Source organism: Pseudonocardia lacus (assembly GCF_018531445.1).
GTDB lineage: Bacteria > Actinomycetota > Actinomycetes > Mycobacteriales > Pseudonocardiaceae > Pseudonocardia > Pseudonocardia lacus.
On record NZ_JAHDTH010000122.1, the window covers coordinates 1 to 24,848 of the forward strand.

A 24,848-nucleotide genomic window follows, 5' to 3' on the forward strand; every position below is an offset into this window, starting at 1 on the left:
TGCGGGCCGCCCAGCACCAGCACGCGGACGCCGGCCAGCGGCCCCCCGCGGCCCGCCGCGACCGGGACCGCGACGGCCTTCGCCGGGACGCCGGGGCGCACGTCGCCGAGCAGGCGCAGGAACGCGCCCTCGGTGACCGTCGGGATGCCGTGGGCCGCGGCGGCCCGGGCGTCGGCGGTGGTGGCGGAGGGGTTGTTGCTGATCAGGAGCCGGGTGCGGCCGCTGACCGAGTTCATCGGGACGAGCCCGGCGACCAGCGCCCGGTCGTAGAGCTCCGGGCGCGGGGTGCCGGTGGGGCCGGTGACCGCGAACCGGGCGCCCTGCACGAGCGGCAGGTCGGGGCGCCACGGCCCGGGGTCCGCCCACGGCGAGCGCACCCGGGGGGCGAGCCCGTCGGCCCGCCGGTCGTCCGGGGCGCAGGCCGCCAGCGGCAGCTGCGCGCCCAGCTCGTCGGCCTGCGGGAGCAGCGCGTGCAGCACCTCGACGAGCGCGCGCACCTCGGCCACCGCGTCGTGCGGGCGGGGCTGCTGCGCGCCGCAGCGCGCGGCCAGCGAAGCGAGGGTGAGGTCGGGCAGGTCGAGCTCCAGGCGGCGGGCCAGCGCCATGGTGCACAGCCGCCTGCTCACCCGGACCGCCCCGGACGCCCGCGCGGTCTCGGCCGCCAGCACGCGCCAGCCGAACGAGGCGTCGTGGGCGACGAGCACCCGCCCCCGCAGCATCCCGGCGGCGGTGGCCTCGACCTCGGCGAAGCCCGGCGCGTCGGCCAGCCGGTCGGAGGTGAGGCCGTGCAGGGCGACCGGCCCGGGGTCGCGCCCCGGGTCGACGAGCGTCGACCAGGTGTCCTGCACCCGCCCGGCCGGGTCGGTGGTGGCCACCGCGAGCCGCACGATCCGGTCGCGGCGGGCGTCGAGCCCGGTGGTCTGCACGCTGACGACGGCGAAGCCTTCCGCGGGGCTGGGGAGCACGTGCGGACGGTCCCAGATCCGCGCCCCGGGCACATCCCTCGAATTGGGGGAACGCGAGGCGCCACCACGTGACGGTTACTGTCGGGTAACTCGTATCGGGTGGTGCCCGGCCCCCTCTGGAGGACATGTGAGCCCACGACTCCCCCTGGCCGCGCTCGCCGCGGCCACCGCACTCGCACTCGCCGCCCCGGCCGCCGCGTCGGCCCAGCCGGCCGCTCCCCGCATCCACGACATCCAGGGCGCCGCCCGGATCTCCCCGCTGGCCGGTCAGGCCGTGACCGGAGTGCCCGGCGTCGTCACCGCCGTGCGGGCCTTCGGTTCCGCGCGCGGCTTCTGGTTCGCCGACCCCGCACCGGACGGCGACGACGCCACGTCCGAGGGCCTGTTCGTCTTCACCGGCACCACCACCCCGGCGGTCGCCGTCGGCGATGCGATCGAGGTCAGCGGGACGGTCGCCGAGTTCCGCCCGACCGCGTCGGGCGAGACCCCGGCGTCGACCCCGAACCAGTCCATCACCCAGCTGACCGGCGCCACCTGGACCGTCACCGCGCCGGGCCAGCCGCTCCCGCCGGCCGAGGTGCTGGCGCCCGGCACCGTGCCCACCACCTACTCCACGACGACCGACGGCGACAACGAGGACGAGCCCCTCGACCCGACGGCCAGCGCCCTGGACTTCTACGAGTCCCGCGAGGGGATGGTGGTGCGCGTCCAGGACGCCGCCGTCGTCGGGCGGACCGACGAGTTCGGCGGCCTGTGGGTGAGCACCGACCCCACCCGCAACCCCACCGCCCGCGGCGGCACCCTCTACGCCTCCTACGACGACCCCAACGGCGCCCGGCTCAAGGTCGAGTCACTGGTCCCGTTCGCCCAGCAGCCGTTCCCGCCGGCCGACGTGGGCGACCGGCTCGCCGGCACCACCGAGGGCCCGCTGGACTACACCCGCTTCGGCGGCTACGTCCTGCAGGCCAGCACCCTCGGCGAGCACGTCCCCGGCGGCTCCCCCCGCGAGACCGTCGCCCCCGCACGGCCCGACCAGCTGTCGGTGGGCACCTACAACGTGGAGAACCTGTTCGCCGGCGACGACCCGGCCAAGTTCGCCCGCCTGGCCGCCGGCGTCGTCACCAGCATGGGCGCCCCGGACGTCGTGGCGCTGGAGGAGATCCAGGACAACTCCGGCCCCGCCGACGACGGCGTCGTGGCCGCCGACGCCACCCTGCGCCGGTTCGTCGACGCCATCGCCACCGCCGGCGGCCCGCGCTACGACTTCCGCCTGGTCGACCCCGAGAACCTGGCCGACGGCGGCCAGCCCGGCGGCAACATCCGGGTGGCGTTCCTGTTCGACCCCGCCCGCGTCTCGTTCGTCGACCGCCCCGGCGCCACCGCGACCACCGCGGTGCAGCCCGTCGCCGCGCCCGGCGGCGCCGCCCTCTCGATCTCCCCGGGCCGCGTCGCCCCCACCGACCCCGCCTGGGACGCCTCCCGCAAACCCCTGGTCGGCGAGTTCGGCTTCGCCGGCAGGACCGTCTTCGTCATCGCCAACCACTTCGCCTCCAAGGGCGGCGACCAACCCCTGCACGGCCGGGTCCAGCCCCCGCGGCGGACCTCCGAGGACCAGCGCGGCCGACAGGCCGCGGTCCTGCACGGCTTCGTCGACGACCTCCTCGCCGTCGACCAGCGGGCCGAGGTCGTCGTCCTCGGCGACCTCAACGACTACGCCTTCTCCCCGGCCGTGCAGACCCTCACCGCGGGCGGAGCCCTGCGCGCCCTGATCGACGACCTCCCGCCGGAGGAGCGCTACGGCTACGTCTTCGACGGCAACTCCCAGGCCCTCGACCACGTCCTCGTCTCGCCCGCCGTCACCGACCCGAGCTACGACATCGTGCACATCAACGCCGAGTTCGCCGACCAGGCCTCCGACCACGATCCCCAGGTCGTGCGGTTCGTCCCGGGTGCGGGGGCGCGGTGACCGTCTTGTAAGCTCGTCGGCGGTAGCGTGTCCGAGCGGCCGAAGGAGCACGCCTCGAAAGCGTGTGAGGTGCAAGCCTCCGTGGGTTCAAATCCCACCGCTACCGCCAGCCTGAACAGGCGAAACGCCGGGAAGGTCCGTACGGACCGACCCGGCGTTCGTCGTTCAGTCTCGTTCCTAGTCTCAGTCTCGGTTGGCCCCGTCCTGCCAGATGAGCCCGCCGACGCGGGTGGCGATGTCGCGCTGGATGGGCTCGGTGATGTGCTGGTACCGCGCCGCCATCGCGGTGTGCGACCAGCCCACGATCCCCATGACCGCGCGCTCCGGGACGCCGAGCAGCAGCAGGACAGTGGCCGCGGTGTGCCGGGCATCGTGCAGCCGGCCGTCCCGCACGCCGGCCTTCTTAGGTAGCCGCTTCCACTCGTCGTAGTCGGCGCGCGGGTTGGTCGGGCCGCCGGTCGGGGTGGCGAACAGCCAGCCGCCGTCGCTCCACAGCTGCCCGGCCTGGTCCCGCTCGCGGTCCTGCACCGTCCGATGCGCCCGCAGCAGTTCGACCAGTTCGGCCGGTTCGCCCGGTAGCCCGACGGCCCGGCGCCCGGCCCGGGACTTGGTCTCGGCGGTGTCGTCGCGCTCCGGGAGCCGCTGCGGGCAATGGCCGCCGAACTTGCGCCCGCAGCCGCCGCCGCACCTGTGCCGTGATCCACATGTTGCACGTCAGCGCGCTCACTTGTCGGCCGGCGTCAGCTCCCACCGCCGGCGAGTCGTCGATGCTCGAGCCACTGCTGACTAAGCCGCTGCCATACCATCTGGTAATTATCGTATAGCCGGTCGATGCTGTCGCGTGGCACGGTTCCAGCCTCACTTCCCGCAACCAAGAACCGGAGTTCGTCCGCGATCCGATAGAACTCATACTGCGCTTCCTCCATGAGAACCCATCGGAAGCGCCAAGCAAAGAATGGTTCGACCGCGCTAGTGACGGTGACCAGTGCCGTCAACGTGAATCCGACACTGCTCCAGAAGTCTAGATTCTGTAGTCCAAGAATGATGGTGGATGCAGCGGACAGTGTCAAAATTGCAACGCGTAACGTGGACGATCGGCGGGTGAATCGCCTCTTTCGTTCCCGGGCGTATTCGTTGCCCGCTTCGACCCACGAAAGGAGCAGGGTCGCCAATTCGTCAGGGGGAAGGCCGGTCGGGAGCCGAGGCGGGGGCGTAGGCGGGGACGCCGTCATGTTGCGAACTTAGCGGTCTCCTTGCCCGAAATGGCAGAGTCTGCCGCTCCCTCGCCGCAACATCGTCCACGCCGCGCCGGCCGCATCAAGGGCGGCTGCGCCGTCGCTGCGCGATGCCCTCCGGCACCCTTGACCCGACCACCGCGACGAGCAGAGCGGGAGCCGGGGAGGTGCAGGGATCGTACGATCGGCGTGCGATACACCCGGTCGCGGCGCGGTCAACCACCGTCACTCCGGTCCCCGCTCGACCGCAGGCCCCCCATGTCGACGTCGGCGCCGCTCGTGTTCCCAAGCCGATGACGCCCGTCGCGCCGACAAGGGCGATGATCTTTGTCAGCCTCGGTCGTAGTCTCATTCGCCGCCGTCCGGCCAGGTCCGGGGTTCAGAGGTGGGAAAGGCGTTTCAGGGTTGGGACGGGCCCGGCATCTCGCGGACCCCCGTCGGCAGACCTCGAAAGCGTGTGAGCGCAAGCCTCCGTGGGTTCAAATACCACCGCTATCGCCAGCCTGAACAGGCGAAACGCCGGGAAGGTCCGCACGGACCGACCCGGCGTTCGTCGTCTGGTTGAGGACACCCCGACCTGGGTCGGTTCAGGCGGGGCGCGTCACGCCTTCAGTACTGGCGGTCCGGCAGCGCGGCCAGCGCGCCGGACCGCTCGAAGACGGTCTCCTCGGTGACCACCCGCTGCAGCACCCGTTCCCCCGCGAGGATCTTCTTGGCCAGCTCCATCAGCTGCGGGCCGAGCAGCGGGTTGCACTCGACGATGTAGTTGATCTTGCCATCGATCAGGGCCTGCATCCCGTCGCGCACCGCGTCCACCGTGATGATCACGATGTCCTTGCCGGGCACCTTGCCGGCCTCCTCGATCGCCTCGATCGCGCCGAGTCCCATGTCGTCGTTGTGGGCGTAGAGGACGTCGATGTCGGGGGTCGAGTCGAGGAAGTCCTCCATCACCGCCTTCCCGCCGACCCGGGTGAAGTCACCGGTGGCCGAGGCGACGATCTTCAGGTTGGGGTTCTGCGCGATGGCCGCGCCGAAGCCCAGCTTCCGTTCGATCGCCGGCGCGGAGTTCTCGGTGCCCCGGATCTCCACGACCGAGACCGGCTCCTTCGCGGCGATGTAGAGGTCGCTGAGCCACGTCCCGGCCTTCGTCCCCTCCTCGATGAAGTCCGAGCCGAGGAAGCTCCGGTACAGGCTCGAATCCGAGGTCTGGATCGCCCTGTCGGTGAGGATCACCGGGATGCCCGCTTCCCGCGCCTCGACCAGCACCGGATCCCAGCCGGTCTCGGTGACCGGGCTGAACGCGATGACGTCGACCCGTTGCTCGATGAACGAGCGGATCGCCTCGATCTGGCGATCACGGCTGCCCTGGGCGTTGGAGAACAGCAGTTCGACACCCGCGGCGGCGGCGGCGTCCTGGATCGACTTGGTGTTCGCCTCCCGCCATCCGCTCTCGGAACCGACCTGGGAGAAGCCCAGTGTGAGCCGCCCCTCGGGCCCTCCGGGGGCGGCAACGGCGTCCGGCGCGTTCCCGCAACCGGTCAGGGCCAGCAGCAGTACCGCGGCCGCGGCCCGAACTGTGATCGCAGTCCTTGCGAACATGTGTGACTCCTGGGGGCGCGATCCGGAGGACCGCTGGAGAGCGCAGATGGTGACGTGCCTTACCCCGACCGGGGGAACCTAGTGCACGACCGTCACGGGCAGCAGGCGGGTACTCGCCCTTTCCAGTGATGGGCCCGCCGGCGTTCGTCGTCCGGTCCCGTTCCTGGTCGCAGTCCGCGGGAGGACGCCGTGGCACACTTCGTCGGGCACGAGGTCGGCCAGGGGGTATGACGCATGACCGATCGGCCGGCCAGGCGGACCCAGGAGCAACGGCGCGCCGAGACCGAACGGCGCGTGCTGGACGCGGCGATGGCGCTCATCGCGCGCAGCGGGTCGCGAGCCGTCACGCTCGCCGAGGTCGGCGAAGCCGCCGGGTACAGCCGCGGCATCGTCTACCACCACTTCGGCAGCCGGGAACGGCTGTTGGAAGCCGTGGTCGACGCCGCGCAGCGGTTCGACGTCCCTGCCTACCGGGGAGACGGCCTGGACTACCTGGTGCGGATCATCGAGGCGTACCTGCGCAACGTCGTGCGGCGGACACCGTCGGCGCGCGCGTTCCTGCAGCTGTGGGGCGAGGCGATCGCGGCCGACCCCGTGCTGGCCCCGCTGTTCGCCCGCCGGGACGCCGACTTCCGCCGGCTCCTGGCCGACGTGGTCCGCCAGGGCGTCGCCGACGGGTCCATCCGACCCGACGTGGACCCGGCCGCGGCGGCCGTGCTGATCGTCGCCCTGGTCCGCGGGACCGGGCTGCAACTCATCGCCCAGCCTCCGGTTCGCAACGTCCCCGCCCTCATCCGGGAGGCGACGCGCTCGGTACGCGCGGCGTTCGCCGTCACGCCGTAGCTTCCGAGCGTGGTCGCAGGCGTTGCCCGCTGCTACACTTACTTGCATACATACACACAAGTAAGGAGTCCTGATGCCTGTTCCTCTGGTGCTCGTGCACGGCAATCCGGAGAGCCCCGGCGTGTGGGGACCGCTGATCGCCGCGCTCGGCCGGGACGACGCGGTGGCGCTGTCCCCACCCGGCTTCGGGGTGCCCGCGTCGGACGACTTCTCCGCCACCGTCGAGGGCTACCGCGAGTGGCTCGCCGCGCGGCTGGAGCAGTTCCGCGAACCCGTCGATCTCGTCGGCCACGACTGGGGTGGCGCGCACGTCGTCCAGCTCGCGATGACCCGCCCGGACCTGATCCGCAGTTGGGCATCGGACGCGCTCGGCCTCTTCGACCCGGACTACGTCTGGCACCCGCGGGCCCAGGTGTGGCAGCGGGAAGGGGCGGGCGAGGCCTCGGTGAAGGAGATCTTCGGCGGCACGCTGGCGCAGCGGCTGGAGGTCGTCGGCGCGCTCGGGATGACCGGCCCGGCCGCGGAACGCGTGGCCGCCGGGATGGACGACGGTATGGGGCAGGCGGTGCTCTCGCTGCTGCGGTCGGCCGTCCAGCCGGTGATGGCCGACGCCGGCCGCGGCCTCGCGAAGGCGCGGCAGCGGCCCGGCCTGGCCCTGATCGCCCTCGCGGACGTCGACCGGGCCAGTGGGACGCCTGCGCAGCACCGGTCCGCCGGCGAGGCCGCCGGTGCCGAGATCGCCGAACTCGCCGACGTCGGGCACTGGTGGCCGGTGACGCACCCGCACCCGGTGGCGCGCGCCCTGACCGCGTTCTGGTCCCGTGTGGACGGTGAGGGCGCAGGTCGCTCGATGTGAGGACCAGACGCCAGGGACGGCGGGAATCGGCCACCGGGCGGGCCGTCGTCGGCGCTAGCGTCACCGCATGGGGTGGAACGTCGAGGTCGCCTGCGTGCGCACCGCCGACCCCCGGGCCGCCGTGCCGGACGTGTTCGGCCCGATGGCCGACGAGTTCGGGTTCGAGGACGCGACCTCGTCGGCGCGGGGCGCGGACCTGGGCGTCGGCCGGGTCGGTGAGTGGATGGTCGTGATCGACGTGCAGTGCCGGCTCTCCAGCGCCGGGCACTACCTCCGCGAGGCGTCCGAGGGCACCGACCTGCACCTCGTCCGGATCGCCGGTTCGCCGGTGGTCCGGCACTACCACTCGGGGCGGGAGGTCGCTGCGGCCGACGGGCTCGAGGCGTGCCTGCGGATCGCCCCGCGGGAGGACGGCGACGGGGAGTTGTGCGCGATGGACGCGCTGGCCCTGCGCACCGGCGTCGACTTCTTCACGGACCTGTGGACCGTGACGTTCACCCGCTTCGAGGTCACCTGACACCCGCGCACGCCGGCACGGCCGCGCGGGGCGGTGAACCCGGGCACCACCGGCTGCCCCGCGGCTGCCGGGCGGGTAGCGTCGTGATCGGAGCCGCACGAGCGGTCTTCCCGGACGAGGGCGCCGTACCCGGAACGACAAGACGGCGCAGCACCGGGAGGTGCCGTCATGTCCTGGATCCTGCTCGTGGTCTCCGGCCTCCTGGAGACCGTGTGGGCCGCCGCGCTGGCCCAGTCCCGCGGGTTCAGCCGGCTCGTCCCGTCGCTGGTGTTCGGGGTCGCGCTCGTGCTGAGCATGGGCGGGCTCGCGCTGGCCCTGCGCACGATCCCGATCGGCACCGGCTACGCGGTCTGGGTCGGTATCGGGGCGGTCGGGACGGCCGTCTACGGGATGGTCGCGCTGGGCGAGCCGGCGACGGTCGCGCGCCTGCTGTGCCTGCTGGCGATCGTGGCCGGTGTGGTCGGGCTGAAGCTCGTCACCTGATCCGCCGGCGACCGATGAGGCGCGGCGGGGAGCGCGGTCCGACGTCCGGACCACCCGCGACCCCAGGGAGCGACATGGGCATCCTCAGCTACAGCATGAGCATCTCCTTCGACGGCTACGTCGAGGACGCCACCGGCCGCTTCGACTGGGCCATGCCCGACGAGGAAGTGCACCGGGCCGCGAACGAGCAGACCGCGCAGACCGCGGTCCTGCTGTACGGGCGCGGGATGTTCGAGGTCATGGACGCGTTCTGGTCGTCGCCCGAGCGGGCGGGCGGCGGGGAGGTGGAGGCGGAGTTCGCGCGGGCCTACGTGGCCACGCCGCGGATCGTCTTCTCCGACACGCTGACCGAGGTCCCGGACGGTGTCCGGCTGGTGCGCAGCGCCGACGCGGTCGCCGAGGTCGAGCGGCTCAAGGAGGAGACCGAGGGCGTGCTCGGCGTGGCCGGCCCGGGGCTGGCCGCCGCGCTGGCCGACCAGCTCGACGAGATCGTCCCGACGGTGGTCCCGGTCGTGGTCGGCGGCGGCAAGCCGTTCCTGCCGCCGGGGCGCCGCTTCGACCTCACCCTCGTCGAGCACCGCGCCTTCGAGGCCTCGGGCTGGACGATGCCGCGCTACCGGGTCAACCGTTAGGCGGTCTGGTCCTTGGCCCGTTCGCGTGCGAAGGTCCCCGGAACGGGTCAAGGAGGACTGCCATGGGCGAGCTTGCGAGCGAGTCGTCTACGCCGGGTGACCAGCTGTGGCGCAAGGGGGCGACCGAGCTGGCCGGGCTGATCCGATCGGGGGAGGTGTCCTCGACCGAGGTCGTCGAGGCCCACCTGCGCCGGATCGAGGAGGTGAACCCGCAGCTCAACGCGGTCGTCGTGGTGCTGGCCGACGAGGCGTTGGACGCCGCGAAGGCCGCCGACCGGCAGCGCTCGGCCGGGGGTGCGCTCGGGCCGCTGCACGGCGTCCCGGTGACGATCAAGGAGAACATCGACGTCGCCGGCACCCCGACCACCAGCGGCGTGGTCGCGCTCGGCGAGGCGATCTCGCCGGTGGACTCACCGGTGGTGGAGCGGCTGCGCGCGGCGGGCGCGGTCGTCGTCGGGCGCACCAACCTGCCCGACATGGGCCTGCGCATCTCCACCGACAGCAGCCTGCGCGGCCTGACCCGCAACCCGTGGCACCCCGACCGCACCGCTGGCGGCTCGTCCGGTGGTGAGGCCTCGGCGATCGCGTCGGGCATGTCGCCGCTCGGCGCGGGCAACGACATCGGCGGGTCGCTGCGCAACCCCGCGCACTGCTGCGGCATCAGCTCGATCAAGCCCAGCACCGGCCGGGTCCCGCACGCCACCGCGATCCCGCCGGTCGACGGCCCGCTGTCGTTCCAGCTGATGGCGGTGAACGGGCCGATGGCCCGCCACCTCGACGACGTCCGGCTCGGCCTGGAGGTCATGAACGGACCCGACCCGCGCGACCCGGCCTCCGTCCCGGCACCGCTGTCGTTCCCCGACACCGGCGGCCCGGTGCGGGTGGCGCTGCTGCCGGAGCCGCCCGGCGGCAGCACCGACCCCGGCGTCGCCGACGTCGTCCGGCAGGCGGGCGCGCACCTGGCGGCGGCGGGCTACGAGGTCGAGGAGGTCGTCCCGCCGCAGTACGAGGCCGTCCTCGACGCGTGGAGCGGCTTCCTGTTCACCGAGCTCCGCACCATGCGCCCGGTCCTCGACCAGATCATGGGCGAGGACGGCCGGGGATTCCTGAACACCATCCTGGACGCGGCGCCGGCGCTCGACCTGGAGGCCTACGTGGGGCTGTTCGCCCGGCGCCGGGAGCTGGCCAGGGCCTGGGCGGAGTTCTTCGCGACCTACCCGGTGATCGTGTCGCCGATCTGGGCGCAGCCCGCGTTCGAGCACGGCTGGGACGTCGGCTCACCGGCCCACTCGCTGGCCACGATGGAGCTGCTGCGCCCGGTGATGCCGGCCAACCTGCTGGGCCTGCCGGCGGCCGCGACCCCGGGCGGGACGAGCGCGGGCATGCCGGTCGGGGTGCAGTGCATCGCCGCGCCGTTCCGCGACGACCGCGCCCTCGACGCGGCGGCGGCGATCCAGGCGGCGGTCGGGGTGATCGCTCCCGTCGACCCGTTCGTCAACGGGTGATCCGCCCGACGCGGCCTTCCGGTCGGGTGAGGTGGCCCGCCATCAACTACTGCGCGAAGAGCCCGGTGATCGACGAGATCCCGGGTCGTGCCGGGAGGCCCGGGTAGGGGTCGCTATGGTCCGCCCGGACGGGGGCCGAACCCGGGAGGTAGGACGTTGGGCGGCAGTCCGAGCTGGCTGCGGGAGCAACCGATCGCGCACCGCGGGTTGCACAGCGCCGAGGTGCCGGAGAACAGCATGGCGGCGTTCGAGGCCGCGGTGTCGGCCGGCTACGGGATCGAGCTGGACGTCCAGCTCTCCGCCGACGACCGGCTGGTCGTCATGCACGACGAGGACCTGCGCCGCACGACCGGCCACCCCGGCCGCGTCGACGCGCTGGGGTCGGAGGAGCTGCGGGGGATCGCCCTGCTGGGCACCGACGGCACGGTCCCGCTGCTCGACGACGTGCTGGGCGCGGTCGCCGGGAAGGTCCCGCTGCTGGTGGAGGTCAAGACCGGCGACGCGGCGCCGTCGCGGGTCGGTCGGGCGGTGGCGCGCACGCTGGCCGGCTACCGCGGTCCGCACGCCGTGCAGTCGTTCGACCCGAGGCTGCTGATCTGGTTGCGCCGCAACGCCCCGGAGCTGCTGCGCGGGCAGATCGCCGAGGCGTTCCGGCGGGCGCCGCTGCCGCTGCACCGCCGGCTGGCGCTGCGGGCGATGGTCCTCAACGCCCGTTCGCGCCCGCACTTCATCGCCTACGACATCGACGCGGTGCCCAGCGTCGCGGTGAGCGTGTGGCGGCGACTGCTGCGGGTGCCGCTGCTGGTCTGGACGGTGCAGACGGCCGCCCAGCTGGAGCGGGCCCGCAAGGCGCGGGCCAACGTGATCTTCGAGGACGTCGACCCGGGGCGGCCGGAGCGGTGAGGCTGTCCGCGGTGCTGCGGGCGGCGCGCGACACGATGGCGGCGCTGGGGATGGTCCCGGTGCGGCTGGAGGTCGACGGGAGCGGCGCGCGGATGCTGGCGGTGATGCCCGACAGCGCCCTGCGGGTGCGCAGCACGGGGCCCTACGGCCGGGACGAGCCGCCGCCGGAGGCGATGGAGCTGGTCCGCGACATCGGGCTGCGGTGGTCGTCGCGGTCGGAGCAGCCCGACCTGACCGTCGGCATGGCCGGTCCGTGGCCCGAGCTGTCGCTGTCGCTGCCGCGGAGCCGGGTGCGGGTCGAGTACGTCGTCCCCGAGGCGGCGCCGCCGGGGTGGGGGCCCGGGTCGGGGCGCGTCGACGTCGAGGTCGACGTGGAGATGGCGCTCGACGCCGTGGCCCGCTCGCTCGACGCGGTCGGCGAGGAGCTGCCGGTCCGGGTGTCGCTCGACCACCCGACCGGCCCCGGGCACGGCGGGCCGACCGTCGTGCTCGACCGCCGCCGGTGCGCGCCGGGGCAGCGCGCGACGCACAACGACGCGCTGCGCGCCACCGCGTACGCGGGCCAGCCGTTCGACTCCCCGGGCGGCACCGCGTTCCGCACCCGGGTGGGCTCGGTGGTCCTCCAGGACCTCGACCCCTGAGGGGACTCAGCCCGACCGGGGGATCCGCAGCGCGGAGCGCAGCCGGTCGTAGCCGAAGTCGGTGAACAGGTCGACCCAGTGCCAGCGGGCCAGCCGCTGCGGGATCGGGCAGGGCGCCAGGCGCACCGGCACCAGGAACGTCGCGCCCTCCGGCTGCGCGTCGGCCGCTTCGACGGCCGTCCGCAGGCCCTCGTCGAGGTAGCCGCGGTCGGTGACCGACCGGTGGGACACGCACGCCAGCACGTAGCGGCTGCGCTGCACGGCGGCGACGACCTGCGGGGCGAGGTCCCGGTCGGGGTCGGCGTCGACGGCGGCCAGCCAGCAGCGCACCCCGTCGGCCACGAGGCGATCGCGCAGCCGGCGCACGGGCTCCTCGGCGTCGGCGGAGTGGCAGAGGAACACCTGGGCGGGACCGGCCTCGATCGGGGTGCGGTCGATGTAGCGCAGCCCGCGCTCGGCCTGGACCCGGTCGACGCTGCGCGCCAGCCGCGCGGGCTGGGCGGGTTTGAGGACGTAGTCGAGGGCGCCGACCTCGTATGCGGCGACCGCCTGGTCCTCCTGCTCGGTGACGAAGACGATCGGCGGGGCGGCGGCCATGGCGTCGACGACCTGGGCGAGCTGCATGCCGCTGAGCTCGGGCAGGGCGGTGTCGGTGAACACGACGTCGATCGGCTCGGACTGCAGGTGGGTGAGCGCCTCGGCGGTGCCGCGGGCCCGCAGGACCCGGACGATGCGCGAGTCGGCCTCCAGGCCGGAGACCAGCACCTCCAGCGAGACACCGTCCTGGTCGACGGCGAGCGCGACGAGACCGGGAAGGCCGTCTTCGGTGCTCATGGTCGCGGTTCTCCTCGGTCGCGGTGCCGTGGACCCTAACGGAGCCGGCCGGCGCCGATCCCGGGACGTCACGCAGGCGCGGTCCCGATCACGACGGTGGCGTCGAGGTCGGGGTCGCCCGTGGTGTGCGCGACCATCCCGGCGGCGCGCATCGCGGCGGCGGTGCCCGCCGCCTGGCGGGCGCTGGTCTCGATCAGCAGGCTGCCGCCGGGAGCGAGCCACCGCGGTGCCCCGGCGATGACCCGCCGCTGCACGTCGAGCCCGTCGGGGCCGCCGTCCAGGGCGATCACCGCCTCGTGCAGCCGCGCGTCGGCCGGCATGAACTCCAGTTCCGCGGTGGGCACGTAGGGCGCGTTGGCCACCAGCACGGCGACCCGGCCGCGCAGACCGGGCGGCAGCGCGTCGAACAGGTCGCCGCCGTGCACGCGGTCGGCGGGCAGGTTGCGGCGGGCGCAGGCCACCGCGACCGGGTCGATGTCGGCGGCGTGCGCCTCGGCCCCGTCGACCTCGGCGGCGAGCACGGCGCCGATCGCCCCTGTCCCGCAGCACAGGTCGACGACGACCGGGGCCCGGTGGCGCCGGGCGACGGCGACGGCCCGGCGGGCCAGGAACTCGCTGCGCCTGCGGGGCACGAACACCCCGGGCTCGACGGCGATGCGCAGCCCGCAGAACAGCGCCCAGCCCAGCACCTGCTCCAGCGGCAGGCCCTCGACCCGGCGCCGGACCATGGCCTCCAGCTCGGCGTCGCTGGTGGCCGCGCCGACCAGCAGGTCGGCCTCCTCCTCGGCGTAGACGCAACCGGCGGCGCGCAGCCGGGCCACCAGGGCGGGCGTCACGGGGGACGGGAGCGTCGACATCGGTTCGGCGAGGCTACTCGCGGCCGTGCTCGGCGAACCAGCCGATCCACCGCCGCTGGCCCGGGGTCTCCACCGCGCGCGGTCGGTAGTTCGCGCGGGTCCACGCCAGCGCGTCGTCGGCGGGGTGCCCGGCCAGGATCGCCATGCACGCGATGACGGTCCCGGTGCGCCCGACCCCACCCCCGCAGCTCACCTCGACCCGCTCGCCGCCCGCGGCCCGGTGGTAGGCGCGGGTGATCGCCGCCGCGGCGGCGCGGTCGTCGCGCGGGGTGCGGAAGTCGGGCCAGTCGACCCACTCGGCGGGCCAGCCCGGGCGCCAGGCGTTCTCGTCGATCCGCCGGAAACGGCGCGGGAGGTCGGGGTCGCGGCCGAGGTAGAGGCCGAACTCGGGCAGCGGCCCGGGCGGCAGGGGCTGGCGGCGGCCGCGCCCGCGCAGGGTGGTCCCGTCCGCCAGGGTGATGGCTCCGACCAGGGGTTCCGACATACAGACAGTCTGTCTGATTCAGCGTCGGGGCGGTCGGCAGGGGTGGAGGCCCCGGGCGGCCTACGGCGCGGTCACCTTGACCACGAACTCGACGGTCGTCGCCCCGAGGTTGCCGGTGACGGTCCAGCAGCCGGGCGAGGGGAACTCGATGGTCGCCGGCCAGAAGGCCAACCCACCCGTGCCGAAGCTCTGGGTGTAGGAGCCGAAGCTGGCCTGCACCGGCGTGACCGTGTCCGGCTTGCTCGCCGTCACCAGGGGCGCGCCGAGCGCCGAGGTCGGCGCGTCGGTCTGCAGCGTCACCCACGGGAACTTCACCACGATCGTCTCGCCCTCGACCGCGGCCGGGTGGTCGGGCAGGCCGACCCACAGATCGGACGCGCCGAACCACAAGCCGGTGGTGGCGGCCAGCAGCGCCGGCCGGCTACCGGCCGGGGTGGCCGGCGTCTCGGCGCAGTTCATCGGTGCGGCAGCGGCCGCCGTCTCCAGGGCCGCCGGTTCGACGGTGCTGCACCCGCAGCACAACAGGACGAAGCCGGCCACAGCAGCGAGGGCGATTCTCATCCGTACTTCTCCTGATCCGACCGACCGCGCCACATTAGGGATCGCAACGGCAAATGGCCAGGCTCGGAGTAGTAGGCAGTCGACTCTTCGGAGTAATTGTCACGCACGCGTTCCGGTCGAACACGGAAAGCGACGAATGCGCTCAGAGTTCGCTCAGCAACGCGGCGTACCGCGCGATGTCGACGTTGCCGCCGCTGACCACGACACCCACGCGCTGCCCGGCCAGCTCGTCGGCCATCCGGCGCGCCGCGGCGAAACCGAGACAGCCGGTCGGCTCGACGACCATCTTCATGGTGGCCGCGAAGACCCCCATCGCCGCGACGAGCTCGTCGTCGGAGGCGGTGAGCACCGCGTCGACGCCCACCCCCGGACCGCCGCGCAGGATCTCGAACGGCAGCACCCCGACGTGCTGGGTCTGGGCGCCGTCGGCGATCGTGCGCGGGGCCGGGATGTGCACGATCGAGCCCTTCTCCAGCGACCGGCGCACGTCGTCGCCCGCCTCGGGCTCCACGCCGTAGATCCGGCACGTGGGCGAGAGCGCCCTGGCCGCCAGCACCGCCCCGGAGAGCAGGCCGCCGCCGCCGAGCGGCACGAACAGCGCGTCCAGCTCGCCGACCTCGTGGATCAGCTCGCGGGTCGCGGTGCCCTGGCCGGCGATGATGTCGGGGTGGTCGTAGGGCGGCAGCAGGGTGGCGCCGCGCTCGTCGGCGATCGCCCCGGCCAGTGCCTCGCGGTCCTCGGCGTAGCGGTCGTACTCGACGACCTCGGCGCCGTACCCGCGGGTGGCGGCCAGCTTCGCGGGCGGTGCGTCGCGCGGCATCAGGATGGTGGCCGGGATGCCGAGGATGCCCGCCGAGAGGGCCACGGCCTGGGCGTGGTTGCCCGAGGAGAACGCGACCACCCCGGCGCGGCGCTGGTCGGGGTCGAAGCGCGAGAGCGCGTTGAACGCGCCGCGGAACTTGAACGCGCCCATCCGCTGCAGGTTCTCGCACTTGAAGTGCAGCCGGGCCCCGACCTCGGCGTCCACCCGCCGGGAGGTGAGCACCGGCGTCCGGTGGGCCTGGCCCGCGATCCGCTCGGCGGCGCTCTCGACGTCGGCGTAGGTGGGCGGGACGGGCATCGGCGGGTCCGTTTCGTCGGAGGGCGGGCCCCCAGAACGTAGACGCAGGGCCCGTCCGGTGGACGGGCCCTGCGTCGGTGCCGACGTCGTCGGCGGTGTCGCTCGTGCGGTTACCGGTGCGCGGAGCGCCGACCGCGGCGGCTGTAGAGGCCGGCGACCAGGAACACGCCGAGGGCGGCCACCAGGACCTGGACGAGGAGCTCGCCCCAGTCGATGCCGCTCGTCGCCGTGGGGATGCCGATGGCGCGCGCGATGAACGTCCCGATGAACGCGGAGACGATGCCGATGACGATGGTCAGCCAGATCGGGATCGGCTGACGGCCCGGAACGACGAGGCGCCCGAGCGCGCCGATGATCGCTCCCACGATGATCGCGACAATGATGCTCGTGACGGTCACGCTTTCCTCCAACTGTGCCCGGGGTCGCAGTCAGCGCCCCGCTGGGGGCTGAGTGCCCATTGAGATCGACGGGGATGCGTACTGAATCGAGAAAACCCGGATCTTCGACCGTTCGGCCTATCAGCTGCGACTCTCCGTCGGAGGATCTGGAGGCCGCTAGGCGTAGAGGTTCACCACGAAGCGTGGTGTACTGGCCCTCGCAAGGGTCGGCCGGGCGACCGGGGCGCTCACGGATGGGCCGATGAGTGGCGCAGATCACCCCGATCGGCGTCCTCCTCGCGTGGGGGCCGACGCGCGGCGGTCACCGCCGCCGAGCGCGTTCCGCCCGCGACGAATGTCGCGCCGATCGGCGCAACGGGTCGGGTCGCCCGGCGATGTATCAGAATGGCGGCCGGGCACTCCGCGAAGCGTTCTCACAATGCGCCGTCGATTGGTCACCCCCGGTATCGGGCTGACCTGCGGAATGGCTGGGGTCGGGTATTGGGTACGGTCCGCCGCCATGAGTCAGCCGACGTATCCGCGGCATTATCGGGACCTCGACGCCGATCCGGTGGTCCCGGAGACGACCGGTCCCATCCAACCGGCGCCGCGCGCGGAACCCGACCCGGAACCCGAAGAGGGCCCGGGCATGCTCGGGCTGCTCGAACGGGTCAGTTCGGTCCTGCTGCCGATCGGCGTCGCGCTCTACGCGGTGCTCTACGTCGGGATCGAGCAGGTCTACGGCATCTTCAACATCAGCCCGACCCAGGCCGGCATCGACCAGGCCGTGCTGTTCGGCCGGTTGCTGCTGACGGTGATCCTGCTGGTGGTGGTCGCGGTCCCGGTGGCGGGCGCGGTGGTCGGCCTGGTCTGGCTGCTCAACCTGATCAGCAGGGGGCTGCTGCACCGCGGGTACACCGCGATGCGCAGGCGCCCCTGGCTCGTCGGGCTCATCGCGGGGCTCTGGTGCGGCGCCACGTACTACGGGCTGGCCCAGGTGCTCGTCGACGTCGAGGTGACGGTCATGGTCGTCGCCGCGGTCGGGCTGGGCGTGCTGGCGTTCCTGGTGCCGTTCCGGCTCATGCGCCGCAAGCCCGTCGGGCGGGCCGGGATGAAGCTCGTGGTGCTCGGGCTCACCGGCATCGGACTGGGCTTCATCCTGATCGGCAGCCTGATCGAGGGCGCCATCGAGACCCAGGAGACCGGTCAGGTCCCGGAGACCCTGGTGTTCGTCGGCTTCCAGGACCAGTGGGCGGTCCTGCAGGACAAGGAGAAGGGCGAGCCGCTCTACGAGGGGCGGTGGATGATGCTGCTCGGGGAGAGCTCGGGCGTGTTCGCCTTCTACGACTGCGACAAGCAGGAGACGCTCCTGCGGCCGTCGGAGTCGGTGGTGCTGACCCAGGTCCAGCTCGCCCCCGAGCGCGAAGAGGGATTCACCTGCGGCAGCCTCGCCGCCCAGTAACCCGCAGGACCCCGTCGAGAACGAAGTTGTAGGGCGTTGGACCGGTCCAATTTCACAACAACTTCGTTCTCGACGGGGGTCCGGGTGACGATGCTCGGGTGAGCACTGACACCGCCGGTGACCGGGGGGCCGAAGCGGCTCCGCCCCGACCCGGCGGGCCGGCGCGGTGGTGGCGACCCGTACTGCTCGCGCTGATCGTGCTGGCCGCCACCGGCGTCGCGGTGGCGGTGGGGGTGCCGCCGCTGGAGGACGTCCGCGGCTGGGTCGCCGCCGCCGGATGGGCCGGGCCGGCGCTGTACGCGGCCGTCTACGCGGGGCTCTCGCTGACACCGGTGCCGGTCAGCGTGCTGAGCGTCGCGGCCGGGATGCTGTTCGGCCTCGGCACCGGGCTGGTGGTGTCGCTGGCCGCGACGTTCACCGCGGCCGCGATCGGGTTCGCGCTGGCGCGCCGGCTCGGCCGCGGCTCGATGATCCGGCTGCAGCAGCGCGACGGGCCCACGTCCGCCCGCCTCCGGGCGCTGGACGGCCTGCTGCGGCGTCGGGGCCTGCTCGCGGTGGTCGGCGTCCGACTCGCGCCGCTGCTGCCGTTCGCGGTGCTGAACATGGGGTGCGGGCTGACCGCCGTCCGGCTGCGGGACTACGCGATCGGCACGGTCATCGGCATGGCTCCGGGGGAGACGGCGCTGGTGGCCGTCGGCGCGCACGGCGCCGAGCCCGGGTCGCTGCCGTTCCTGCTGTCGGTGGGTGGCCTGGCGCTGGTGGTGGTGCTCGGCGTCGTCGTCGCCCGCCGGCACCGGGCGACGCGCCCGGCCGCCTGACCGGACGGGTCAGGCCGGGCGCCGCGCGGCGAGCAGCACCTGCGGGCGCGGCGACCAGGGCGCGCCGGCAGCCGCACCTCGGCCACCGGGTCGAGCCCGGCGTCGGCGAGCATCCCGGCCAGCTCCTCGGGCCGGTACAGGTGGGTCGTCCAGTTCACCGGGTGGCCGCCGTACCCCTCGGTGCGCGCGATGTCGCCCTCGCCGACGTGCGTGCCGACCAGCGCCTGACCGCCGGGGACGAGCGCCTCGGCGAAGGTCTTCAGCACGCCGGGCAGCGCCTCGCGGGGCAGGTTGAACAGCGACCACCAGCCGAGCACGCCACCGAGCGAGGCCGGCCCGAGGTCGAGATCGGTGGCCGAGCAGACGGAGAACCGCAGGTCGGGGTAGCGCCGGCGGGCGTGCTCGACCATCCGCGGCGACAGGTCGACGCCCGAGGCGTCCAGCCCGAGCCCGGCGAGGTGCGCGGTGACGCCGCCGGGGCCGCCGCCGACGTCCAGGACCGGGCCGAGCCCGCGCACGGACTCGGCGAACGCGGCGAGACCCGCCCGCAGCCACGGCTGGGCGTCCAGGGAACCGGCGTCCATCTCGACGTAGGCGTCGGCGCACCGGTCGTAGGACTCGCGGACGGCGTCGAGGTCTGCGGGCTGCTGCACGGGCGGCACCGTACGCGCGGGGGCCGACAGACCCGATCGCGCGAGCTGTACCGGGGGCGGATGCGTCCGTCTACGCTCACCGTTCGTCGAGACGTGCGGAGACGGCGGCCTGGTGGTCGGTCGGGCCGAGGACGCGCGGCGGATCCACCAGCTGAACCCGGAGGCGTGAGCGTGCTGCGTGCGTGGCTGGACGGCGTCCGGAGCGATGCCCTCGCCGACCGCGTCACGACCGCCGGGCAGCGGGCATGACCACCGCCGTCGACCCGATGGCCCTGGCCCGCGCCGAACGCGCGGATCTGGCCGACCTGCTCGCCACCCTGACCCCGGCCCAGTGGGAGGCGCCGACGCTGTGCGCGGGGTGGCGCGTCCGCGACGTCGTCGCCCACGTGTTCAGCTACGAGGAGCTCGGCACCCCGGCCCTGGTCGGCCGGTTCGTGCGCGGCGGGCTCAACCCCGACCGCGTCAACCAGCTCGGCGTCGACGCCGACACCCGCGGCCCGGACGAGCTGCTCGCGCTGGCGCGCCGCCACCTCCACCCGCGCGGGCTCACCGCGGGGTTCGGCGGGTGCATCGCGCTGACCGACGGGACGATCCACCACCAGGACATCCGCCGCCCGCTCGGGCTGCCCCGCGAGATCCCCGCCGACCGCCTGCGCTGCACGCTGGACTTCGCCCGCGCCGCGCCGACGATCAGGGCGAAGAAGCGCATCCGGGGGCTGGCGCTGCGGGCCACCGACCTCGACTGGTCCACCGGCGAGGGGCCGGTGGTCGAGGGGCCGGCCGAGTCGCTGCTGATGGCGCTGGCCGGCCGCCGGGGTGTCGTCGGGGAGCTGTCCGGGCCGGGGCAGCCGGTGCTGGCGGAGCGCATCGGGCGCTGAGGCGCCCGACCCCGTCGACACCTCCGTGCTACCGCGGCACGGCCACGACCTGGTACTCGTCGTCGTAGACGATCCGGCCCGGCGCGTCCGAACGCACTTCGACGCACCGCACGCCGTGCGCCCCGAGGATCTGCAGGTAACCCGGGACCCGGGCGAGGAGGAAGTCCGCCGTCGCGGTCTTGAACCAGGACGAGGCGAGGGGGTTGACCGCCCTGTCGTAGATGGCGGCGTCGGGCAGCGGGAAGTTGGCGTGGAACCACGCGTTTGTCGTGCGCCAGAACTCCATCTCGTCCGCGCTCAGCGCACCGGCCAGGGCGAGCCCGTTGGCCAGGCCGAAGACGCCGGTGAAGTGCCCGCGCGGGTTCGGCGTGGGGCTCTGGAAGCGGACGTACGGTGCGACCACGCGGCCAACCTACGGTCGCCGTGTCCGGCCCGCGCGAAACCCGTTTGGCGCACGGCGTCACCGCTGCTAGCTTGCGACCGGCCGTGCGAGGGATCGAGGAGGTGGTACCCGTGAACGCTGTATCGACATGGGTGCTCCCCTGCGGGGTCACGGTCGGGCGGTAGGTCGTCCGGGAGCGCCGTTCCACGCGCACTCCCGAAAGGCACGACCATGCGATTCACCTCAGAGAAGCGCCTCGACGACGGCGTCGTCGAGCGCCGGTTCACCCTCGGCGACATCCCCGGCGTCCTGTGGACGCCCGAGACCGCGTCCGCCCCGGTCCCGTTGATCCTGCTCGGCCACCCCGGCGGGCTGGACGGGATGCACCCCCGGCTGGCCGCCCGGGCCCGGCAGGCCGTGGCGGAGGGCTTCGCGGCGGCCACCGTCGAGCTCCCCTGGAGCGGCGACCGGCCCCGGTCCGCCGCCGCCGACCAGGCCCGCGCCGACCTGCGTCGGGCGCTGGAGGCCGGCGAACCGGTGACCGACGACGTCGTCGACCGGCTCGTCCTCCCACTGGTCGACGCGGCGGTCCCGGAGTGGCGGGCCGCCCTGGACGCACTCCTCGCGCTGCCCGGCCTCCGCGGCCCGGTCGGCTACTCCGGCGGGGTGATCTCCATCGGCGTCCGGCTGGCGGTGGTCGAGCCGCGCATCGCGGCCGCCGTGCTCTTCGCCGGCAGCTTCGTGCCCCGCGCCATCCTCCAGGAGGCCCGGCGGGTCACCATCCCGCTGCACGTCCTGCTGCAGTGGGACGACGAGGGGAACGACCGGCAGATGGCCCTGGACCTGTTCGACGCCTTCGGGTCCGCGGAGAAGGCCCTGAACGCCAACATGGGCGGGCACACCGGCGTCCCGCGGTTCGCCGGGGAGGCCGCGAACGGGTTCTTCGCCCGGCACCTGACGTGAGGCCCGGTCGGTGACCTGGCGTTCGCGCCGCTCAGACGTCCAGGCGCGGCAGCGTGGGCCACCGGTCGGACGCCCAGGCGGGCCAGCTCTCGAACGGCGCCGGGGGCTGCGGGGGAGAACATCCCCGCAGCTCGTCGGTCGTCGGTGGGGTGAACAGGGCGCGGAACCGCTCGTGGTCGTCGTCGGTCATCGCGAAGGTCTGCTCCGGCGCCTCGCGCCACCGCCTCGTCGCCCGCTCCCTGCGCTCGTCCTCGGGGAGGGTGACGTAGTGCAGCGCGAAGTCGGCGCCGGCGAGGCCGGCGATCGCGCGGAGGGCGTGGCGCTCCTCGCTCGACCAGCAGCCGAAGTCGAGGATCACCGACCCGCCCGCCCGCAGCACCTGGTGGCCGACCCAGACGAGCCGGCCCTCCAGGACGTCGCGCTTCCCGTCGAACTCGGTCCACCGGACCCCGAACAGCGGCACCATCCACTCGTCGGGCGTCAGCCGCAAGGCGCCGCCGGCCCGCTCCAACTCGCGGGCCAGGGTCGTCTTGCCCACGCCGGGCAGGCCCACCGTGAGGTGCAACGTCGGCCGGGAGCGCACGGCACCCACTCTGCCGCAGGCGCCGCGGGACGGTCCCGCGCCGGCCGCACGGTCATCCGTGCAGGATGGGCGTGAGCGTCGATGGTGTTCGACCGTCAGGGGGCGAGCACGTGCCTGACTGGTTCCGCGGTGACTGCCATGTGCACACCGCACGCTCGAACAGCGCAACCCTCACAGTCGAGGAGGTCGTGCACGCCGCACGGCAATCGGGTCTGGACTTCATCGCGACCACGGAGCACAACACCGTCGACGGGCACGCCGACTGGGCTCCCTACACCAGCGAGCTGGTGGTGATCCTCGGCCAGGAGGTCACGACCCGAACCGGGCACTGGCTGGCGCTGGGTCTCGAACTGGGTCGACCGATCGACTGGCGGTACGGCGTCCCCGACGGCCGGCTCGAGGCCGAGGTCGATCAGGTTCGCGCTGCCGCCGGGCTGTGCGTTGCCGCGCACCCGCACGCCCCCTACGCCTGCGGCCAGCTCGGATACCCGTTCGAGCTGTTCGATGCGGTCGAGGTGTGGAACGGCAGATGGACGTCGGACCTGCCGTGGCAGGCCGACAACGAGACAGCCTTGGCCGAAAGGGGTCGCGGGCTCGCCGCGGGCGTCGCCGCGGGGCGATGGCTGCCCGCAGTGGGCAACAGCGACGCCCACCTTCCGGGCCAGCTCGGCGCCCCGCAGACCGTGGTGCTCGCCGACGAACTCACGCCGACTGCGGTGCTGGCTGGACTGCGGGCGGGCAGGAGCTGGATCGCCGCGTCCCGAGACGTCGAGCTGACCCTCACAGTCTCCGCCGACGCACGGGTGGCGAGCATCGGCGACGTACTGCTGGCCGAGGACGTCGTGGTGGAGGCGTCGGTGCGCGGCGTGGCATCGGGACGCGTCAGCTTCCACACCGAACGAGGTCGTACCCACGCGGCGACGCTCCCGCCCAGCGGTACCGGCGAGGTGATTTGGGAGGCCCGCGCGTCCGACGCCGGGTTCGTCCGGGTCGAGGTCCGCGACCGCGACGGAGCGATGGCGGCGTTGACCAATCCGGTACAGCTGACGAGCTCAGCCGGCCAGCGGCGCGATCGCTGGAACTGAGAGCGGACGACGACGCCCGGACGTCCGCGCGAGCGGTCGTCCGGGCGTCTGCGCTGGTAGCGCTGGCGGAGGATAGGGGATTTGAACCCCTGAGGGCGTTAACCCAACACGCGTTCCAAGCGTGCGCCATAGGCCACTAGGCGAATCCTCCGCCGAGGAGTATACGCACGCCGCCGCCCCGCCCGGTGCCCCCGGGTCCCCGCCGCCCGCGCCCTCGACGGCGCCACTACACTCGTCCTCGGACCCCGCGCGGCGTCCATCCTGTGAACTCCCCCAGGGCCGGAAGGCAGCAAGGGTCAACGGGCTCTGGCGGGTGCGCGGGGTCCCCTTTCATGTCCGGGTCGGGTGCCCGGCCCGCCGTCGGTGGCGGTGGGTAGCCTCGCCGGGTGGCGCTGGCTCTGTACCGCAAGTACCGCCCGGCGAAGTTCGCCGAGGTGGTCGGGCAGGAACACGTCACCGAGCCGCTGAGCACGGCGCTCGCGGCGGGGCGCATCAACCACGCGTACCTCTTCTCCGGCCCGCGCGGCTGCGGCAAGACCTCCAGCGCGCGCATCCTGGCCCGCTCGCTGAACTGCGAGCTCGGTCCGACGCCCGACCCGTGCGGCGTCTGCCCCTCGTGCGTGTCGCTGGCCCCGGGCGGTCCGGGCAACATCGACGTCACCGAGCTGGACGCGGCCTCGCACGGCGGCGTGGACGACACCCGCGAGCTGCGCGACCGGGCCTTCTTCGCGCCGGCGGAGTCGCGCTACCGGGTGTTCATCGTCGACGAGGCGCACATGATCACCACGCAGGGCTTCAACGCCCTGCTGAAGATCGTGGAGGAGCCGCCGGAGCACCTGGTGTTCGTGTTCGCGACCACCGAGCCGGACAAGGTCCTCACCACCATCCGCTCCCGCACCCACCACTACCCCTTCCGGCTGATCCCGCCCGGCACGCTGCGCGGGCTGCTGGAGCGGATCTGCGCCGACGAGGGCGCGGTCGTGGCGCCGGCGGTGTACCCGCTGGTCATCCGGGCCGGGGGCGGCTCCGCGCGCGACTCGCTGTCCATCCTCGACCAGCTGCTGGCCGGGGCGGGCGAGGAGGGCGTCACCTACGAGCGGGCGGTGTCGCTGCTCGGCGTCACCGACGTCTCGCTCATCGACGACGTGGTCGACGCGCTGGCCGCCGGCGACCGCGCCGCGGTGTTCGAGGCGGTCGACCGGCTCGTCGAGGCCGGGCACGACCCGCGCCGCTTCGCCGCCGACCTGCTGCAGCGCCTGCGCGACCTGACCCTCCTGCAGGCGGTGCCCGAGGCCGCCGGGCGGGGCCTGGTCGAGGCCGCCGACGACGAGGTCGCCCGCATGGTCGAGCAGGCCGACCGGCTCGGCCCGGCCACCCTGACCCGCTACGGCGAGATCGTGCACACGGGGCTCACCGAGATGCGGGGGGCGACCGCGCCCCGGCTGCTGCTGGAGCTGCTGTGCGCGCGGATGCTGCTGCCCGCAGCCGACACCTCCGAGCCGGGCATGCTCGAACGCCTGGAGCGGCTGGAGCGGCGCAACGCCATCTCGCCCGCCGCGCCGCAGCCGGGTGAGTCGGTCGCCGTGGCGCCCCGCCCGGCCGCGTCGGGTGCGCCGGCCCCCGGTCCGGCGGACCCGGCCGACGCC

General features: G+C 73.7%; 26 protein-coding genes, 2 tRNA genes, 1 other RNA gene, 2 pseudogenes and 1 riboswitch. Of the genes and pseudogenes, 17 read left to right on the forward strand and 14 right to left on the reverse strand.

The window, feature by feature from the left end:
- Positions 1–965 (reverse strand): exonuclease domain-containing protein (locus tag KIK08_RS40230; protein ID WP_328516855.1); only part of this gene is annotated, 965 nt, incomplete at its 3' end.
- 127 nt (positions 966–1,092) lie between these two features.
- Between KIK08_RS40230 and KIK08_RS23825 the strand changes: the two genes are divergently transcribed.
- Positions 1,093–2,931, forward strand: a complete 1,839-nt coding sequence (locus tag KIK08_RS23825; protein WP_308257833.1) for a DUF8508 domain-containing protein — start codon at positions 1,093–1,095, stop codon at positions 2,929–2,931.
- Between the two features lie 21 nt (positions 2,932–2,952).
- Positions 2,953–3,040: transfer RNA gene (locus tag KIK08_RS23830), tRNA-Ser, on the forward strand.
- 74 nt (positions 3,041–3,114) lie between these two features.
- Here KIK08_RS23830 and KIK08_RS23835 read toward each other — a convergent pair.
- From KIK08_RS23835 to KIK08_RS23845, 3 genes and pseudogenes are all read right to left on the reverse strand, one after another.
- Positions 3,115–3,510: pseudogene (locus KIK08_RS23835) on the reverse strand (tyrosine-type recombinase/integrase); the annotation flags it as partial.
- Between the two features lie 161 nt (positions 3,511–3,671).
- Positions 3,672–4,163, reverse strand: coding sequence for an SLATT domain-containing protein (locus tag KIK08_RS23840; RefSeq protein WP_214405469.1), 492 nt, complete (start codon positions 4,161–4,163; stop codon positions 3,672–3,674).
- A 612-nt stretch (positions 4,164–4,775) separates the two neighbouring features.
- The gene (locus KIK08_RS23845) at positions 4,776–5,765 is read right to left on the reverse strand and encodes an ABC transporter substrate-binding protein (protein WP_214405470.1); all 990 of its coding nucleotides are present in this window, start codon (positions 5,763–5,765) and stop codon (positions 4,776–4,778) included.
- A gap of 234 nt (positions 5,766–5,999) precedes the next feature.
- Between KIK08_RS23845 and KIK08_RS23850 the strand changes: the two genes are divergently transcribed.
- From KIK08_RS23850 to KIK08_RS23885, 8 genes are all read left to right on the forward strand, one after another.
- Positions 6,000–6,608, forward strand: coding sequence for a TetR/AcrR family transcriptional regulator (locus KIK08_RS23850; RefSeq protein WP_214405471.1), 609 nt, complete (start codon positions 6,000–6,002; stop codon positions 6,606–6,608).
- Between the two features lie 73 nt (positions 6,609–6,681).
- On the forward strand, positions 6,682–7,464 hold the full coding sequence (locus KIK08_RS23855) for an alpha/beta fold hydrolase (RefSeq protein ID WP_214405472.1): 783 nt from the start codon (positions 6,682–6,684) through the stop codon (positions 7,462–7,464).
- A 67-nt stretch (positions 7,465–7,531) separates the two neighbouring features.
- Positions 7,532–7,981, forward strand: a complete 450-nt coding sequence (locus KIK08_RS23860) for a hypothetical protein (RefSeq protein WP_214405473.1) — start codon at positions 7,532–7,534, stop codon at positions 7,979–7,981.
- An 87-nt stretch (positions 7,982–8,068) separates the two neighbouring features.
- Positions 8,069–8,133, forward strand: a riboswitch (guanidine-III (ykkC-III) riboswitch).
- 16 nt (positions 8,134–8,149) lie between these two features.
- A complete protein-coding gene (locus KIK08_RS23865; protein ID WP_214405474.1) occupies positions 8,150–8,464 on the forward strand; it encodes a DMT family transporter in 315 nt (104 codons plus the stop codon).
- Between the two features lie 74 nt (positions 8,465–8,538).
- Positions 8,539–9,096 carry a dihydrofolate reductase family protein gene (locus KIK08_RS23870; RefSeq protein WP_214405475.1) on the forward strand — a complete coding sequence of 186 codons (558 nt, stop codon included), beginning with the start codon at positions 8,539–8,541 and terminating at the stop codon, positions 9,094–9,096.
- Positions 9,097–9,158: 62 nt separating this feature from the next.
- Complete coding sequence (locus KIK08_RS23875; protein ID WP_214405476.1) at positions 9,159–10,601, forward strand: amidase; 1,443 nt, start codon at positions 9,159–9,161, stop codon at positions 10,599–10,601.
- A 156-nt stretch (positions 10,602–10,757) separates the two neighbouring features.
- Positions 10,758–11,504: a glycerophosphodiester phosphodiesterase family protein gene (locus tag KIK08_RS23880; protein WP_250557691.1), complete on the forward strand. Its 747-nt coding sequence runs from the start codon at positions 10,758–10,760 to the stop codon at positions 11,502–11,504.
- A complete protein-coding gene (locus KIK08_RS23885; protein ID WP_214405477.1) occupies positions 11,501–12,145 on the forward strand; it encodes a hypothetical protein in 645 nt (214 codons plus the stop codon). Before KIK08_RS23880 ends, KIK08_RS23885 begins: the two co-directional genes overlap by 4 nt.
- Before the next feature lie 6 nt (positions 12,146–12,151).
- Here KIK08_RS23885 and KIK08_RS23890 read toward each other — a convergent pair whose 3' ends face one another.
- The 6 genes from KIK08_RS23890 to KIK08_RS23915 form a co-directional block, all read right to left on the reverse strand.
- Positions 12,152–12,979 carry a TIR domain-containing protein gene (locus KIK08_RS23890; RefSeq protein ID WP_214405478.1) on the reverse strand — a complete coding sequence of 276 codons (828 nt, stop codon included), beginning with the start codon at positions 12,977–12,979 and terminating at the stop codon, positions 12,152–12,154.
- Between the two features lie 68 nt (positions 12,980–13,047).
- Positions 13,048–13,836, reverse strand: a complete 789-nt coding sequence (locus KIK08_RS23895) for a putative protein N(5)-glutamine methyltransferase (protein WP_214405479.1) — start codon at positions 13,834–13,836, stop codon at positions 13,048–13,050.
- A gap of 13 nt (positions 13,837–13,849) precedes the next feature.
- Positions 13,850–14,320, reverse strand: coding sequence for a phosphatase domain-containing protein (locus KIK08_RS23900; protein ID WP_214405480.1), 471 nt, complete (start codon positions 14,318–14,320; stop codon positions 13,850–13,852).
- Positions 14,321–14,380: 60 nt separating this feature from the next.
- Positions 14,381–14,881, reverse strand: a complete 501-nt coding sequence (locus KIK08_RS23905) for a hypothetical protein (protein ID WP_214405481.1) — start codon at positions 14,879–14,881, stop codon at positions 14,381–14,383.
- A 142-nt stretch (positions 14,882–15,023) separates the two neighbouring features.
- Entirely contained in the window at positions 15,024–16,001 is a 978-nt protein-coding gene (locus KIK08_RS23910) for a threo-3-hydroxy-L-aspartate ammonia-lyase (RefSeq protein WP_214405482.1), read from the reverse strand.
- 110 nt (positions 16,002–16,111) lie between these two features.
- Positions 16,112–16,399 (reverse strand): GlsB/YeaQ/YmgE family stress response membrane protein, encoded by a 288-nt coding sequence (locus tag KIK08_RS23915; RefSeq protein WP_214405483.1) that lies wholly within the window; start codon positions 16,397–16,399, stop codon positions 16,112–16,114.
- A 499-nt stretch (positions 16,400–16,898) separates the two neighbouring features.
- Here KIK08_RS23915 and KIK08_RS23920 point away from each other — a divergent pair, with 499 nt between their 5' ends.
- Together KIK08_RS23920 and KIK08_RS41875 are read left to right on the forward strand one after the other, a co-directional pair.
- Positions 16,899–17,840, forward strand: coding sequence for a hypothetical protein (locus KIK08_RS23920; protein WP_214405484.1), 942 nt, complete (start codon positions 16,899–16,901; stop codon positions 17,838–17,840).
- Between the two features lie 98 nt (positions 17,841–17,938).
- Positions 17,939–18,658, forward strand: a complete 720-nt coding sequence (locus KIK08_RS41875) for a TVP38/TMEM64 family protein (protein WP_308257834.1) — start codon at positions 17,939–17,941, stop codon at positions 18,656–18,658.
- A gap of 92 nt (positions 18,659–18,750) precedes the next feature.
- Here the strand turns inward: KIK08_RS41875 and KIK08_RS40240 are convergent.
- A pseudogene (locus KIK08_RS40240) lies at positions 18,751–19,242 on the reverse strand (class I SAM-dependent methyltransferase); the annotation flags it as partial.
- Between the two features lie 314 nt (positions 19,243–19,556).
- Between KIK08_RS40240 and KIK08_RS23930 the strand changes: the two are divergent.
- Positions 19,557–20,189, forward strand: coding sequence for a maleylpyruvate isomerase family mycothiol-dependent enzyme (locus KIK08_RS23930; RefSeq protein WP_214405485.1), 633 nt, complete (start codon positions 19,557–19,559; stop codon positions 20,187–20,189).
- 28 nt (positions 20,190–20,217) lie between these two features.
- Here KIK08_RS23930 and KIK08_RS23935 read toward each other — a convergent pair whose 3' ends face one another.
- Positions 20,218–20,592: a hypothetical protein gene (locus KIK08_RS23935; RefSeq protein WP_214405486.1), complete on the reverse strand. Its 375-nt coding sequence runs from the start codon at positions 20,590–20,592 to the stop codon at positions 20,218–20,220.
- Positions 20,593–20,802: 210 nt separating this feature from the next.
- Here KIK08_RS23935 and KIK08_RS23940 point away from each other — a divergent pair, with 210 nt between their 5' ends.
- Entirely contained in the window at positions 20,803–21,534 is a 732-nt protein-coding gene (locus tag KIK08_RS23940) for a dienelactone hydrolase family protein (RefSeq protein ID WP_214405487.1), read from the forward strand.
- Between the two features lie 31 nt (positions 21,535–21,565).
- Here KIK08_RS23940 and KIK08_RS23945 read toward each other — a convergent pair whose 3' ends face one another.
- Positions 21,566–22,117, reverse strand: coding sequence for a P-loop nucleotide/nucleoside kinase family protein (locus tag KIK08_RS23945; protein ID WP_308257835.1), 552 nt, complete (start codon positions 22,115–22,117; stop codon positions 21,566–21,568).
- 110 nt (positions 22,118–22,227) lie between these two features.
- On the opposite strand from KIK08_RS23945, the gene KIK08_RS23950 reads away from it, so the two are divergent.
- On the forward strand, positions 22,228–23,202 hold the full coding sequence (locus KIK08_RS23950) for a CehA/McbA family metallohydrolase (protein WP_214405489.1): 975 nt from the start codon (positions 22,228–22,230) through the stop codon (positions 23,200–23,202).
- A gap of 63 nt (positions 23,203–23,265) precedes the next feature.
- Here KIK08_RS23950 and KIK08_RS23955 read toward each other — a convergent pair.
- A tRNA-Ser gene (locus KIK08_RS23955) sits at positions 23,266–23,353 on the reverse strand.
- A gap of 86 nt (positions 23,354–23,439) precedes the next feature.
- Here KIK08_RS23955 and ffs point away from each other — a divergent pair.
- An RNA gene (gene ffs / locus KIK08_RS23960) (signal recognition particle sRNA small type) lies at positions 23,440–23,534 on the forward strand.
- 54 nt (positions 23,535–23,588) lie between these two features.
- Positions 23,589–24,848: DNA polymerase III subunit gamma and tau (locus KIK08_RS23965; protein WP_214405490.1), on the forward strand; the 1,260-nt coding region annotated here is incomplete at its 3' end.

Bases quoted from the DNA above. Each gene is read 5' to 3' on its own strand.
- KIK08_RS23855 (WP_214405472.1), top strand. From the start codon at position 6,682: ATGCCTGTTCCTCTGGTGCTCGTGCACGGCAATCCGGAGAGCCCCGGC.
- KIK08_RS23920 (WP_214405484.1), top strand. From the start codon at position 16,899: ATGAGTCAGCCGACGTATCCGCGGCATTATCGGGACCTCGACGCCGAT.
- KIK08_RS23865 (WP_214405474.1), top strand. From the start codon at position 8,150: ATGTCCTGGATCCTGCTCGTGGTCTCCGGCCTCCTGGAGACCGTGTGG.
- KIK08_RS23910 (WP_214405482.1), bottom strand. From the start codon at position 16,001: ATGCCCGTCCCGCCCACCTACGCCGACGTCGAGAGCGCCGCCGAGCGG.
- KIK08_RS23870 (WP_214405475.1), top strand. From the start codon at position 8,539: ATGGGCATCCTCAGCTACAGCATGAGCATCTCCTTCGACGGCTACGTC.
- KIK08_RS23860 (WP_214405473.1), top strand. From the start codon at position 7,532: ATGGGGTGGAACGTCGAGGTCGCCTGCGTGCGCACCGCCGACCCCCGG.
- KIK08_RS23875 (WP_214405476.1), top strand. From the start codon at position 9,159: ATGGGCGAGCTTGCGAGCGAGTCGTCTACGCCGGGTGACCAGCTGTGG.
- KIK08_RS23895 (WP_214405479.1), bottom strand. From the start codon at position 13,836: ATGTCGACGCTCCCGTCCCCCGTGACGCCCGCCCTGGTGGCCCGGCTG.
- KIK08_RS23850 (WP_214405471.1), top strand. From the start codon at position 6,000: ATGACCGATCGGCCGGCCAGGCGGACCCAGGAGCAACGGCGCGCCGAG.
- KIK08_RS23840 (WP_214405469.1), bottom strand. From the start codon at position 4,163: ATGACGGCGTCCCCGCCTACGCCCCCGCCTCGGCTCCCGACCGGCCTT.
- KIK08_RS23845 (WP_214405470.1), bottom strand. From the start codon at position 5,765: ATGTTCGCAAGGACTGCGATCACAGTTCGGGCCGCGGCCGCGGTACTG.
- KIK08_RS23900 (WP_214405480.1), bottom strand. From the start codon at position 14,320: ATGTCGGAACCCCTGGTCGGAGCCATCACCCTGGCGGACGGGACCACC.
- KIK08_RS23940 (WP_214405487.1), top strand. From the start codon at position 20,803: ATGCGATTCACCTCAGAGAAGCGCCTCGACGACGGCGTCGTCGAGCGC.
- KIK08_RS23890 (WP_214405478.1), bottom strand. From the start codon at position 12,979: ATGAGCACCGAAGACGGCCTTCCCGGTCTCGTCGCGCTCGCCGTCGAC.
- KIK08_RS23905 (WP_214405481.1), bottom strand. From the start codon at position 14,881: ATGAGAATCGCCCTCGCTGCTGTGGCCGGCTTCGTCCTGTTGTGCTGC.
- KIK08_RS23930 (WP_214405485.1), top strand. From the start codon at position 19,557: ATGACCACCGCCGTCGACCCGATGGCCCTGGCCCGCGCCGAACGCGCG.